Annotated in this window: 10 protein-coding genes; 7 read left to right on the forward strand and 3 right to left on the reverse strand. The window is 58.4% G+C overall.

Translation table 11 applies throughout. The features are described from left to right. Positions 1-3: 3 nt before the first annotated feature. Positions 4-1,275 (reverse strand): sensor histidine kinase, encoded by a 1,272-nt coding sequence (locus AC3IUE_RS16495; protein ID WP_489262948.1) that lies wholly within the window; start codon positions 1,273-1,275, stop codon positions 4-6. 292 nt (positions 1,276-1,567) lie between these two features. Here AC3IUE_RS16495 and pmrG point away from each other — a divergent pair, with 292 nt between their 5' ends. After that, the gene (gene pmrG, locus AC3IUE_RS16500; protein WP_489262950.1) at positions 1,568-2,236 is read left to right on the forward strand and encodes a lipopolysaccharide core heptose(II)-phosphate phosphatase PmrG; all 669 of its coding nucleotides are present in this window, start codon (positions 1,568-1,570) and stop codon (positions 2,234-2,236) included. A 192-nt stretch (positions 2,237-2,428) separates the two neighbouring features. Beyond that, positions 2,429-4,150: a lipid IV(A) 4-amino-4-deoxy-L-arabinosyltransferase gene (gene arnT / locus AC3IUE_RS16505; protein ID WP_489262951.1), complete on the forward strand. Its 1,722-nt coding sequence runs from the start codon at positions 2,429-2,431 to the stop codon at positions 4,148-4,150. A 230-nt stretch (positions 4,151-4,380) separates the two neighbouring features. Here the strand turns inward: arnT and secF are convergent, their stop codons facing one another. Then, on the reverse strand, positions 4,381-6,954 hold the full coding sequence (gene secF, locus AC3IUE_RS16510) for a protein translocase subunit SecF (protein WP_489262952.1): 2,574 nt from the start codon (positions 6,952-6,954) through the stop codon (positions 4,381-4,383). A 192-nt stretch (positions 6,955-7,146) separates the two neighbouring features. Here secF and AC3IUE_RS16515 point away from each other — a divergent pair, with 192 nt between their 5' ends. The 5 genes from AC3IUE_RS16515 (at position 7,147) to AC3IUE_RS16535 (ending at position 13,068) form a co-directional block, all read left to right on the forward strand. Continuing rightward, positions 7,147-7,812, forward strand: coding sequence for a response regulator transcription factor (locus tag AC3IUE_RS16515; protein WP_056746003.1), 666 nt, complete (start codon positions 7,147-7,149; stop codon positions 7,810-7,812). Beyond that, on the forward strand, positions 7,802-9,238 hold the full coding sequence (locus tag AC3IUE_RS16520) for a sensor histidine kinase (protein WP_489262953.1): 1,437 nt from the start codon (positions 7,802-7,804) through the stop codon (positions 9,236-9,238). The genes AC3IUE_RS16515 and AC3IUE_RS16520 overlap by 11 nt, the downstream gene beginning before the upstream one ends. Before the next feature lie 147 nt (positions 9,239-9,385). Beyond that, positions 9,386-10,399, forward strand: a complete 1,014-nt coding sequence (locus AC3IUE_RS16525; protein WP_489262954.1) for an iron ABC transporter substrate-binding protein — start codon at positions 9,386-9,388, stop codon at positions 10,397-10,399. 3 nt (positions 10,400-10,402) lie between these two features. Further along, a complete protein-coding gene (locus AC3IUE_RS16530) occupies positions 10,403-12,001 on the forward strand; it encodes an ABC transporter permease (RefSeq protein ID WP_489262955.1) in 1,599 nt (532 codons plus the stop codon). After that, positions 11,998-13,068, forward strand: coding sequence for an ABC transporter ATP-binding protein (locus AC3IUE_RS16535; RefSeq protein WP_489262956.1), 1,071 nt, complete (start codon positions 11,998-12,000; stop codon positions 13,066-13,068). Before AC3IUE_RS16530 ends, AC3IUE_RS16535 begins: the two co-directional genes overlap by 4 nt. Before the next feature lie 10 nt (positions 13,069-13,078). Here AC3IUE_RS16535 and AC3IUE_RS16540 read toward each other — a convergent pair whose 3' ends face one another. Next, a complete protein-coding gene (locus tag AC3IUE_RS16540) occupies positions 13,079-14,017 on the reverse strand; it encodes a site-specific integrase (protein WP_056745995.1) in 939 nt (312 codons plus the stop codon). Positions 14,018-14,173 lie beyond the last annotated feature (156 nt).

Raw genomic sequence — 14,173 nt, forward strand, 5'->3', positions numbered from 1 at the left:
GGTTTACTCGCGGTCCAGCTCAACGGTGAAACAACAACCGTTGGGCTGGCGGCTACTGAGTTGTACTCGCCAGTTCTGATTGCTGCAGATTCGTTGTACCAGTGAAAGGCCCAACCCCAACCCTTCACCTCGACTCTCGTCACCGCGCACGAACGGCTGAAATATCGCATGGCGTTCTTCTTCCGGGATGCCTATGCCGCTGTCTTCGATAATGAAGCCGTGTTCACGCAGGGTCAGTCGAATGTGGCCTTGATCCGTGTAGTGCCAGGCATTTCGCAACAAATTGCCCATGACCGATTGCAGGAACGTCAGGTTATGACGATCCGACGAAACATGCTCGATGTCGTAAATGAATTCGATGCCCTTCTCCCGGATCAGTCGCCCCCAGATTTCAACCAGCGCATCGGCGACTTCTTTGAGGGTGGCATTCGCCTCCGAACCGGAATCCTCTCGAGCGCGAGCCAGCATCAAAAACGTTTCGACCAATTGACGCATTTCGTCGGTGGCCCGGGCGATTCGGTTGACCTGAGCCACGGAACGAGGGTCCAGCGAGGGATTGCTCAGCAAAAGCTCACAGGAGCCGCCTAGCACCATCAGCGGGGTACGCAATTCGTGACTGACATCACTGGTGAAGAGTTTTTCCCGGCCCAGTGCTGCGCGCAGACGTCCCAGGGTCTGGTCAAAGGACTGCGCCAGCTCTCCCACCTCATCAGCCGCATAGTCGGGTCGAAGCGGTGACGCGAGGTCCAATAGTTGATCGCGATGACGCACCTGGCGCGCCAGGCGAATCACCGGAGCCATCACACGCCGAGCCAATAACCGGCCCAGCAGAATCGCCAGCAGAATGCTCAAAACGAAACCGACCATGACGATACCAAACAACATCCGCTCGCGCTGTTCGAGGCTTTGCTGATCGCGCAGCAACACATACTTGCGTCCATCCACGACTTCGACCATCGCGTAGAAATCGGCGCCGTGATACAGGATTTCCTGAAATCCAAGACGTAGCGATTCCAACTGCGAATCAAGCGCCATGAGGCCCTTCCCGCCCTGGGTAAAAAACAGCTCGTCTTTTTCCGGTTGATGGGTCCACTGACCAGGATTGTCCATCGACAGCAGGCGGTGCATCCCTCCCGCCAATCGCGTCGTCGTGAGCTTTCGGTCAACCACGTGCACTGTTGCGACGATGCCCACCGCAAATACGCCCGCCACCAACGCGCTCATCAGGGCGAATACGATGACGATCCTTTTCGTCAGGCTCTGTTTGAAATCCATTCTGTTGCCGGGCTCCATTGTCGGGGTCAATTGCCACAGAACCGGGGCTAAAACCAACATCAGCCCACAGGCAAGGTACATAAGAGAAGCGTTTGCAACAACGCACTAATAATTAACGGCCCAACCCTCCTGCAAAACTTTCACATTTCTTTCACCCCTCAGGCACCTGACACCTTTTAGTTTGTCGTTAATTGCGCCTGGACAACCAAAATAGCCGATGAATTTCAAAGACTGTTTGGAAGAAGCGCATTGAGAGTTGATGTTTATCGCGCACTCAGGGGTTAAAACACACGTGTCTAATTTACTATCGCGCAAGTTTCCGAAAAAACCAACGTGGCTATCGCGGCTGTTCGGGCTTACGGGGTTGATCGTGGCGTTGGTCATCCTGGCCGGGACAACCGGTTTTTTGTTGTGGTCAAGATCTCCGGCCAACCTGTCGACGGCTGGAACCGCAACTAAAGCGGACCTGCTCCAGCGCTGGCAAGCCGGTGAGGTCGTCGCGCTGGTACGCCATGCCGAGCGATGCGACCGATCCACGAACCCATGCCTGGGCCCGGCTGACGGTATCACCCAAGCCGGCAGCGTTGAGGCCGCGGCGGTGGGCCAGGGTTTCCTGCGCCTGGGTCTGTCGCAGACCGACGTCCTGAGCAGTCCGGTTACCCGTACAGTGCAAACCGCACACTACATGCTCGGCAAAGACGCGATGACTCAGGACTGGCTGTCGATCTGCGGCAAAACCCTGCGTAACGATGTGGTGGCGCACAAGGTGGCCCATCGCAATCTGGTGTTGGTCACTCACAGCGGTTGTATCCACGGATTTGAAGCGCAGACCGGTTTCAAACACGCGAAGAAAAGTGAATATGGCAGTTCGTTGTTCGTGCGCATTAGTGCTGATGGAGAACTTCAAGTGCTCGGTATCGTCAGTGCCAATGGCTGGCATTCGCTGTTAAGCGAAAAATAGGTGAGCCGATAATCCTGCCGGCGCGCCCGAACACAGTGTTTGCGAACAAATCGCTTTAACTTAAAAATCCAAAAAACAGTTGAGCCAACTTCCAAGTTCAGGTCGCGGTTGCGTCATGACATTGAAGAAGTTGCGCTCTTGCTGCGTCGTGCCACGCGCCCGTTCATTTACAAACTTTGACAAGGTTTAGTCATGACACCCGATAACCTGCTTCCCCGTTCTGCTGGCCATTTATCCCGAGCAGACTCCTCAGCCCGGTCGATCGCCGAGCGCTGGATGGTTCCGGGTTTGCTGCTGGTCTTCCTGGTCTTTTATCTCCTGCCGCTCGTGACCCATGGCTTATGGACGCCTGATGAAACCCGTTATGGTCAGGTCAGTCAGGAAATGCTGTTGAGCGGCAACTGGGTCGCTCCGCATTTCATGGGGATTCGTTATTTCGAGAAGCCGATTGCCGGTTACTGGATGATCGCCATCGGCCAGGCTGTATTTGGCGACACCCTGTTTGGGGTGCGTATCGCCTCGGCATTGAGCACCGGACTGAGTATCTGGCTCACGTACCTGATTGCCCGTCGCCTCTGGAACGACCCGCGCAAAAGCTTCGCCTGCGCACTGTTGTACATGAGCTTCGGGTTGATCGCCGGTCAGGCCGGATACGCCAACCTCGATCCGCAATTCACGTTATGGGTCAACCTGAGCCTGGTTGCGCTGTGGTTTGCCATCGATAGCCAGGTTTCACGCGCTCGACTCGGCGCTTGGGCGTTGTTGGGCGTTGCCTGCGGTATGGGTTTCATGACCAAGGGTTTTCTTGCCTGGTTGTTGCCCGTGTTGATTGCCCTGCCCTGGATGCTCTGGCAACGACGCTTGGGTGAGTTGTTGCGTTACGGGCCGCTGGCGGTCGTCGTGGCCGCTGCGGTTTGTCTGCCGTGGGTACTCGCGATCCACCATCAGGAGCCGGACTTCTGGCGGTTTTTCTTCTGGAACGAGCACGTTCGCCGTTTCGCTGCCGATGATGCGCAGCACGCTCGTCCCTGGTGGTTCTACGTGCCGCTACTGGTCGTGTCGAGTCTGCCTTGGGCAGCCTTGCTGCCAGCGACATTCGTCCAGGCCTGGCAGCACAAACGCCAGCCGGCGATCTGCTTTCTGTTGCTCTGGCTGCTATTGCCACTGGGGTTCTTCAGCCTGAGCAGCGGCAAGCTGCCGACCTATATCATGCCGTGCCTGTTACCCCTGGCGTTGCTGATGGGCCATGCTCTGACCGAGTTGCTGAACCAGGCGCGCGGCCGGGCGATTCGTATCAACGGTGTGATCAATGTCGTTGTGGCGACCATAGCCCTGATCGTTCTGCTTTATCTGCAGACCACCAGAGAGATCTACGAAAACACCGAAATGTTCAGCCTGTCGCTGGTGTTTTTCGTGCTGCTTGGCTGGATCATCGCTAACGCGTTGCAAGTCCTGCGTCCATTGATGTTCTGGGCCATGCCGGCCCTGGGCATCTGGCTGCTGGTCGCATTGCTGCCGGCGGCGATGCCCGGTCAGATCGTCGATAGCAAGATGCCCGATCAGTTCATTGCCGAGCATCTGGATGCCTTGAGCCAGACGACCTCGCTGCTCAGTAACGATTTGGGTGCGGCATCAGCCTTGTCGTGGCGACTGAAGCGGCCGCAGATCACTCTTTACAACACCATCGGTGAGCTGAAGTACGGCCTCGACGATCCTGCGATGGATTCGAGAAAAGTGACCAAGGACAATGTCGCTCAGTGGATGACCGAGGCCCGCAAAAAAGGCGCAGTCGGCGTGGTGATGCGAGTCAACAGTGTCCAGGAAGTGCAAGAAGTCGAATTGTTGCCTATCGATGGCAAGCGTTATGAGCGCGGCAATCTGGAGATTCTGATTTTCCCGCAAACCCAACCCTGACAAGACCGTCAAAAAAAGAGGCCCCTGGAACCTAATGCCGATCAGTTAAGCCGAAACGAGATCTGTAGCAGCTGGCGAAGCCTGCGTTCGGCTGCGCAGCAGTCGTAAAACCTGAGTTTGCGGTCTTCCTGAAACACCGCATCGTCTGATTTCACGACTGCTGCGCAGCCGAACGCAGGCTTCGCCAGCTGCTACGGATTATGTCGTTCCTATTCGGGTTTAACAAACTGTCAGTGCGCGCTTTTACTGGTGATCTTCGTCGACAAGGTATCCAGCGCCTCGGTGCAGGCTGCCAGGTCCGGCGACCCCGTCCTGACCTGCTTCAATGCCCGGTCCAATGACTTGTCGATCGAGGTCCAGCCTTCAGGATCGATCGCACGCAATTTTTCCTCGGCCTGATCCCAGGCGCTCTCCAGGTCGGTGATCCGTGCGCGGGCACCCTTCATGTCGCCGCGGGCGAGCAGCTGTTGAGTGTCGGACAGAATGACCTTCAGGTAAGACAAATCGCCCATGGACCCCGCGGTCGCGGCCGCCACTGGGGGGGCGGCACTGCTCTGCTTGTTATCCAGCTTCGCCAGCAGGGTTTTCAACGCCTCTGCACAGGCTGCCGGATCTGGCTTACCCGAACGCAATTGCGACAGCGCACGGTCAATTGACTTGTCGACGGACGTCCAGTTGGCCGGAGACTTGGGTTGCAAGGTTTCTTCGGCCTGATCCCAGGCGGTTTCCAGGTCAGTGATCCGGGCCTTGGCTGCCTTCATATCTCCTGCATCCACTAATCGGGCGGTGTCCACAGTGATTTGCCGGAAACTCGACAAGTCTCCCAGGGAACCCGTATCGGTCGACATACTGAGCGCCGACTTGCCTGCCGTTGCCTGGGCGGGAATCCAGAACCACCCGCCCACACCAACCATACACACCGCCAGCAGCGCGCCAAGGAACGGCGTTGATGCCAGGTGCGGGACAGACCGAGGATTGATCTTCAAGGGTGAGCCAGCCTTGGCCGGCCATAGCTGGCGGCGCGACAGGGTCAGCCAGATCGCACTGGAGATGAAAATTGACGACGCTGCACCTGATATCAGCCCCAGCACAAGTGCCAGCGAAAACATTTGCAACGGCTCACACGCGAACAAATAAAGGCAGGTCGACGCCAGCACTACCGTCAGCACGGTGTACAGCGAACGCCCCAGGGTCTGGCGGATACTCAAGTTGATCAAACGCCACAAGGACACAGGATCGCCGGGCGGGGACTTTTTCACATTCTCGACGATGCGCCCGAAAATCACGATTTTGTCGTTCAGCGAGTAGCCGATAATCGTCAATAGGGCCGCGATGTAGGTGACGTCGACCTCAAACTTGAACAGCGAAAATATCGCCGAGACGATCAGAATATCCTGAACGATCGGCAGCAGTGTCGCCAGGGCGATGGCCCAGGAAAAGCGCAGGCCGATGTAAATCGCGATACTGGCGAACGCCGCAATCACGGCATAGATCGCCCGGGTAGCGAAGTCTCGCGCTACGCCAGGGTCCGCGGTGTTCTCTTCGTATTCGACGCTCTGGTACTTGCCTTTGAATGCAGCAATGATTTGCTTCAGATCAGCCGGTTTGAGCACTTCATCGAAGCGCACGGCGATGTGTTGATTCTGTACACCGCCCACAGCCACCGTGGCCGGTATGGTGCCCGCCTCGGTCATGATTTGGGTGGCCGTTTGCTGAGTAATCGCCCGGTCAACGTCGATGTCCAGCGCGGTGCCTGCGGTGAAATCGATGTCCAGGTTCAGACCGTGAGCACGGTAGTACAGCGATCCGGCGACGATGGTCAGCAATGACACAAAAATCGCTGTTTTACCCAGGCCAATGAAGTTGAAACTGCGGGCTGTGGTCGCGGGTGATTTGCCCTTGCCGATCAACCAGCGCTGGCTGACCCATTGAGTATCGGCCAGCCACAGTACTAGCCGCCGAACCAGGAAAAAGTTGGTGGCGATGCTGATCACGATGCTCACCAGCATCGTCAGCGCAAAACCCTGGATCGGGCCAATGCCCGCCGCAAACAGGGCGATCATGGCCAGTGCGGTCACCAGGTTCGCGTCGCGAATTGTCGGCAGCGAGCCGTTGAAACCGTTTTGCACGGCCTCGCGCAATGACCGACCGAGGCCGAGTTCTTCACGAACGCGCTCCAGACAGATGATGCTGGCGTCTGCCGCCATGCCAATGCCCAGCACGAACGCGACCACCGCCGACAGCGATAAGGTCGCCCCCGAGGCTGTGAATACAATCAGCAATAACCAGAGGTAGACCACCGTACAAAACGCGGCAAGCAAACCGGCGATGCGATACAGACCCACCAGCAGCAGGAAAATACAGGCGATACCGATCAACCCCGCTTGTACCGTTTCCGCCAGAGCCGTCTTGCCCAGCACGCTGCCGACGGTCTGGGTGTATTTCTCCGTCAATTGGGTGGGCAGTCCCTGAGCGCTGCCGAGCAGGGAACGCGACTCTTCGGCAGACGTCAGGCCGGCCAGTTTGACCCGAATGTGGTTGGCGCCTTCAACCCGGATGTCCGGCTCGGTAATGCCGATGCTATCGGCGCGCTTACTCAGGATCGCGACCGTTTGCAAAAGGTCATCCTTGGAAACCTGGGTTTTGCCCGGCGCCGGGTTTACAACGTAATAAATCTCGTAACCACCGCGAAACTCCAGTCCGAAACGCACATGGGTGGCCAGGCTGGAAAATGTCGCGGCCACCAGACAGGCCAATAGCACCGTCAGGAAGATGAACGACAGACGTCGACTGGAAAGGCTCATGAGGGAAGTCCAGGTGAGAAATTGAAAAGCGAACCGAACCCGCAGGATCATCGTTCGCCACTGCCGGGCAGTCTAAAGAGGTGAAAATGAACCGCTTGTTAACGAAGCCACGTTGTTGCGCGATGGCTTGCCAGCGCGTGGCGGACATGCAATGAATGCCCTCCTCTGCAACGCCCGGACAGGGAGCGAGTGATGAAAGTTCTGGTGGCTGAAGACAATGTTTTGCTGGGCAACAGCATCAAGCGCGGGCTTGAGGAAGAAGGCTGGGTGGTGGACCTGGCCAGGGACGGCAAAGAGGCGTTGTACTACGCGCAATCGAGCGAATACGACGTACTGGTGCTGGATTGGATGCTGCCGCACAGATCGGGCCTGGACGTGCTGAAGGAACTGCGCGGCATGGGCAACGAGGTGCCGGTGATCATGGTCACCGCCCGAAGTGAAGTGGCGGATCGGGTTCAGGGACTGGATCGCGGCGCCGACGATTATCTGACCAAACCGTTCGAAATGATCGAACTGGTGTCGCGCTTGAATGCGCTCTATCGACGCTCGATCGCCCGAGGCTCGAGATTGCTGTCTTTGGGCAATCTGAACATCGAACTCGACACGTTGCGGGTCAGCATCGGTGACCGACCGCTGGTACTGACGGGCATGGAATACGATCTGCTGGTGGCTTTGGCCGGCAAGGCCAATCAGTTGCAGACCCGCACGGTTTTGCTGGGGCTGCTCTATCCTTTTGACAGCGAGCCGGACAGCAACAGCCTGGACGTTCTGCTCAATCGTCTGCGGCGCAAGCTGACAGGTGCCAACGTCGAGATTGAAACCATTCGCGGCAAGGGGTTGATCCTTCGTGTGGCGTAGCCTGGCACTCAACATAAAAATTGCCATCACCTTGTTCCTGGTGCAGGCGTGCGTGTTACTGATCGGGTTTGTGTGGCTGAGTCATTGGGTGCAAACCACCCGCCTCGATGAATTGCGTCACCATCTCGATACCCAGTCGGATGTCATCGAATCATTGATCAGTGTCGAAGACGGTGATCTGGTCTATCAACGCCATGGCGAGTTTGCCTCGGAACTGGATCACGATCACGACATGTACTTCGCACTGTCATCGATATCCGGTGCGCTGCTGCAAGACTCTCAAGGCCCGACTCTACCCATGCGCGAAGCACTTCGCCGCGCCATGAATCAGGTTCGGGCGGACGGCGAAGAGACGTTCCTGTTCGACGTCGGTTATGAAAAATGGATTGCGCAGATCGGCGACCTTGAGCGCAATAGCCCCGAGGGGGCGATGAAGGCCAGGCTGCTGGTGGCTACCAACGCACAACCGGTACTTGATGCAGTCGCCGCCTTCAAACGCGTGGTGGCGCTTGCCGCATCGGGAATACTGCTGCTGACCACGCTCGGCAGTTTTTTCGTTGTGTCGTTCTCCACCCGAAACCTGCGCAGCTTCGCCCGACAACTGCGCACCTTGAAGCCGCCGGAGTTCACCCGTCGAGTGGTGTTCGAGCCGCATTCGGCGGAAGAAAAACTGCTGTTCGACAGCTATGCGCAAATGGAAACGGCAGTCCAGGAGGTGTTGGAGCGCCAACGGCTGTTTATCGCCAACGCCTCCCATGAACTCAAGACGCCGATCGCTGCGGTGACCTCGGCACTGGAGGTGATTCTGGCCCGGCCCCGACAGGCCGAAGACTACGAACAGACCTGCCGTGATGTGCTGGCCGAAATGCAAGTGCTCAAACGCCTGTCACTCGGCCTGCTGAACCTGGCAGAACTGGAAGGCACCGCAGACACCGCCGGTCAGTCGAGCGTGCTGAATGACAACGTATTCGATGCCGTCGAGCGTTGGCGTAAAGCGGCGGAACAAAAGCAGCTCAATCTTTCCCTACGGTCGCTCGACGATGCCGGGGGCCGGGTGATGGGCACTCAGGAACAGTGGGAAGTGGTCATCGGTAACCTGCTGGACAATGCCATCAAGTACACCGACCCGGGCGGTGAAATTAATGTACTCGTTGCGCACCACCCAGGCACTGGCTTCACAATCGACATTTGTGACAACGGCGTGGGCATGTCCGCCGATGAACTCAAGCAACTGGGCCAGGTGTTCTTTCGCGCCGATGCAGCTCGCTCACAAACATCTTCGTTCGGGCTGGGCTTTGCCCATTGCAAACGCATTGTCGAAACACTCGGTGGCCACATCACCGTGCACAGCGCTCCAGGCAACGGCTCGCGAGTGACTGTCTCGGTACCCGAGCCCACACGCCAAATGACAGGAATTAACGATTAAATTGACGTTTTTTTCTCATTTCAGGCACTACATTCGCCGCGTCTTAAACATGCAAATGATTCGTATTGATCTACACTCATCGACGACCTACCTCGTCGACGCTGTCGAATCTGCGCGCACGATTAAAAAAACAGGAGCTGCCGACGCATGAATGCCCATTTTCCCTCTTTCCTGAAAACCGCACTGATGACCACCGCTCTGCTGAGCGCCGGCCACGTATATGCAGCTGAGGCCGATGGCATTGTGGTCTACAACGCCCAGCACGAAAGCCTGACCAAATCCTGGATCGAGGGCTTTACCAAGGAAACCGGGATCAAGGTCACCGTGCGCAATGGCGACGACACCGAGATGGGCAATCAGATCGTGCAGGAAGGCGCTGCCTCCCCGGCCGACGTGTTCCTGACCGAAAACTCCCCGGCCATGGTGCTGGTCGACAATGCGGGGCTGTTTGCGCCGGTTGCGCCGGCCACTCTGGAACAGGTCGGCAATGCTTACCGCCCGGCCCATGGCAAATGGGTGGGGATCGCCGCGCGCTCCACGGTGTTTGTCTATAACCCGAGCAAACTGCCCGAAGCCGAGCTGCCCAAGTCGCTGATGGACCTCGCCGGCCCGAACTGGAAAGGTCGCTGGGGCGCTTCACCGGCCGGTGCCGACTTCCAGGCCATCGTCGCCGCCGTGCTGGAACTCAAGGGTGAAGCCGCCACGCTGGAATGGCTCAAAGGGTTGAAGGCCAATGCCACGATCTATCGCGGCAACAGTGCGGTACTGAAAGCGGTCAACGCCGGGCAGGTCGACAGCGGCGTGATCTACCACTATTACAGCTTCGGCGACCAGGCCAAAACCGGCGAAAACAGCAAGAACACCGCCCTGCACTACTTCAAGCACAAGGATCCGGGCGCGTTTGTCAGCGTCTCCGGCGGCGGCGTGCTGGCGTCCAGCAAACACAAGGAACAAGCCCAGGCGTTCCTCAAATGGATTACCGGCAAAGATGGCCAGGCCATCCTCAAAACCGGCAAATCGTTTGAATACGCCGTGGGCAAAAACGCTGAATCCAATCCAAAACTGGTGCCTTTGCAGCAACTCGACGCGCCGACAGTCGATGCTTCAAAACTCGACAGTAAAAAAGCCGTGGAGTTGATGACTCAGGCGGGACTGCTCTAATTGATGCCTGAAACCTTGCCAGCGGGCGTCGCCGAGGCGATACCCGCGAACTTGCGACGACGATCCCGCGGCCTCTTCGCGGGGCGTGGTGGCGCGTGGGTGATCGGTTTGTCGGTACTGGTGTCGCTGCTGTCGCTGCTGCCGATTGCCTTCGTCATCGGCGTATCGTTTCAGACAGGTTGGGCGACCCTTGTGCCGCTGGTATTCCGGCCGCGGGTCGCTGAACTGTTGATCAACACCGTTTTATTGGTGGTGATCACGATTCCGTTGTGCGTCACGTTAGGCCTGTCTCTGGCCTGGCTGACAGAGCGCACCAACCTGCCGGGGCGGCGCTGGTGGTCGTTGTTGGCGACCGCGCCGCTGGCGGTGCCGGCGTTCGTTCACAGCTATGCGTGGGTCAGTCTGGTCCCACCGATTCACGGGCTGTTTGCCGGGGTTCTGGTCTCGGTCATCGCCTACTTCCCGTTCCTCTACCTGCCGATTGCTGCGACGCTGCGCCGGCTCGATCCGGCCATCGAAGACGTTGCCGAATCGCTGGGGCTCAAGCCTTGGGCGATATTTTTCCGCGTGGTGCTGCCGCAACTGCGCCTGGCCATCTGTGGCGGCGCATTGCTGGTGGGCCTGCACCTGCTGGCCGAATATGGCCTGTACGCGATGATCCGCTTCGACACCTTCACCACAGCCATCTTCGATCAGTTCAAATCCACCTTCAACGGCCCCGCCGCCAACATGCTGGCCAGCGTGCTCGGGTTGTGTTGCCTGGTGATGCTGACCGCAGAATCGGCCGCTCGCGGCACGGCGCGTTACGCCCGGGTCGGGTCGGGAAGCGCTCGCGAACAGCGGGTGGTGCGCCTGAAATCTGGAACCACCCTCCTCGCGCTGACCGTACAGATCGCGACCTGCGCGCTGGCGCTGGGGGTGCCACTGGTGACCTTGGGTAACTGGCTGATCGCCGGCGGTACGCAGGTCTGGCAGATGGACGAACTTCTGCCGGCGCTGGAGCAGACGCTGCTGCTCGGCCTTGCGGGTGCAGCCCTCACCACCTGCGCCGCCATCCCGATTGCCTGGCTGTCGATTCGCTCTCCGGGCCGGTTGCAACGCGTACTGGAAAGCTGCAACTACATCACCAGTTCGTTGCCCGGGATCATCGTGGCCCTGGCATTGGTGACCGTCACCATCCATTTCGCCCGGCCGATTTACCAGACGACCATCACGGTGCTGCTGGCGTACCTGCTGATGTTTTTGCCCCGCGCCCTGGTGAGTTTGCGCGCCGGGATCGCACAGGCGCCGGTGGAGCTGGAAAACATGGCCCGCAGCCTCGGCCGCTCCCCCGCCCGGGCATTGTGGCTGATCACCCTGCGCCTGGCCGCGCCTGGTGCTGCCGCTGGCGCCGCTCTGGTGTTCCTGGCGATCACCAATGAGTTGACCGCCACCCTGCTGCTCGCCCCCAACGGCACACGCACCCTGGCCACCGGATTCTGGGCCATGACCAGCGAAATCGACTACGCCGCGGCTGCGCCCTATGCCTTGCTGATGATTTTGCTGTCGCTTCCCTTGACCGGACTTCTTTATCACCAATCCAAACGAACGGCTGGCCGATGAACGCTCTTGAACTCCATTCCATTTCCAAGTCCTACGGCGCCCATAAAGCGCTGGAGAGCATCAACCTGTCGGTGCCAACGGGCAGCCGAACGGTCATCGTCGGCCCGTCCGGCTCAGGAAAAACCACGCTGTTGCGGATGATTGCCGGCTTCGAATTCCCGGATGCAGGCCGACTATCACTCAATGGCCAAACGCTCGTCGACGACACCCACGAAGTCCCGGCGCATCAGCGTTTGATTGGTTATGTTCCACAGGACGGCGCGCTGTTCCCGCACATGACCGTGGCCGCCAACATCGGTTTCGGGCTTTCGATCAAGGGCGGTGCAAAACAGGAGAGAGTCGCAGAGTTGATGGACAGCGTGGCGCTGGATGCGAACATGGCCAATCGTTGGCCCCATGAACTCTCCGGCGGCCAGCAACAACGCGTGGCGCTGGCACGGGCGTTGGCGCAACAGCCGCGCTTGATGTTGCTGGACGAGCCGTTTTCGGCCCTCGACACCGGACTTCGAGGCGCCATGCGCAAAATGGTCGCACGGCTGCTGTCCGACGCCGGCGTGACCACCATTCTGGTCACCCATGACCAGAGTGAAGCCTTGTCGTTTGCCGATCAGCTGGCGGTAATGCGCGATGGTCGGCTGGTGCAGTCAGGCCATCCGCTGGATCTTTACCGCTACCCCGAGGATGAACAAACCGCGCTGTTTCTGGGGGATGCCGTGGTCATGCCCGCCAGAATCGAAGCCGGCTGGGCCCATTGCGATCTCGGTCGCATACCGGTGAACAATCACCGGAACAACAAATCGGCGCAGATCATGCTGCGTCCCGAACAACTGCAACTCGTCAGCATCCAGCCCAGCCCAACCGAGGCTGCCGGGTGTCGTGCCGTTGTGACCGAGCGGGATTTCAGCGGCAATACCTGCACGTTGACGGTGGAACTGGAGGCTTTGGCTTCCGGGCAACAGCCAGGTCGATCATTGATGGTGCGCAGTTCGGGCCTGTATGCACCACCCGCCGGCAGTGCGGTTCACGTCTCGACGATCGGCCATGCCCACGTACTGAGCGAATCCTGAACCCCGTCCATCAAAGATCGAACCGGTCCACGGCCCGACGCCGTTCGTTGTCATCGCGCACATCGTAGTTGGCCGTGGTCTGGATGTTGCTGTGATGGGCGAGTTTCTGGGCGATCGACAAGTCATATTCCTCAATCACTCGGGTAATGAACGAACGTCGAAAATCATGCGGCATGATTTTCACCCCGACCTGCGCGCCCCGCTGTCGGGCGATGTAATAGATCGCATGCTTGGTGATGCGCTCGCGGGTGATATGACTGCCGCGGCGGATGCGGTTGAACAGGAACGAATCATCCACTTCACCCTCCTTCAGTAGCGAGCGCCGCAGTTCCAGCCAGTCATTGAGTTTGGCGAACGCCCAGGCCGGTGCGTACTTGATCAATTGTTTGTTGCCCTTGGCGGTCACACGAAGGCTGCGCTCGGTGAAATCGACCTGGTTCAGGTCCAGGTTGACCGATTCCGATTTGCGCATGCCCGAGCCATACAAAATCCCGATAATCGCCGCATCCCTCAACCCTTGAGGCCGTGGATCGGCGGCGCAGACCGCCATCAATTCCTGGATCAGCGTGCGCCTGAGGTTTCGCCCCTGGGACAATCGCGTGCCGGCAATCCCTTTCACTGAACGCATTTTCAGCAAGTGTTCCTGACTGATCAGGCTCATGCGCCACGCCTCGTTCATCACCCCGCGTACCGCGTTGACGTAAAGCGAAGAGGTGTTCGGCGCGTAGCCATCCGTGCGCAAGGCTGCCACCAGAGCGATGACATCTTCAGGTTGCAGGTTGTGCCAGGGAATCTCCTCGACGTTCATGTCTTCGAAGCCCAACCGGTCAGCGGCGTCCTGCAAAACATAACGCATGGTCAGTTGGCTGGAGGGCGCCAGACGCGCCAGATACAGGGTCAACGGATTGGTCTTTGAGGGAGTTGAGTCGGTAGCGGGTAAGTCGATCAAACGAAACGGCCTTCAGTGGAAACAGTTCATTAAACAACTAAGGATTGAAACATCCTTCATGTAAAGCGGGACACTTCTGTAGGACTTCTTACTAGAAAACTCGATGAGCGGCAGAAGCCTGAACAGTGGCTGTATGACATCCAGATAAACGATTCG

The organism is Pseudomonas sp. GL_093, from assembly GCF_057837605.1.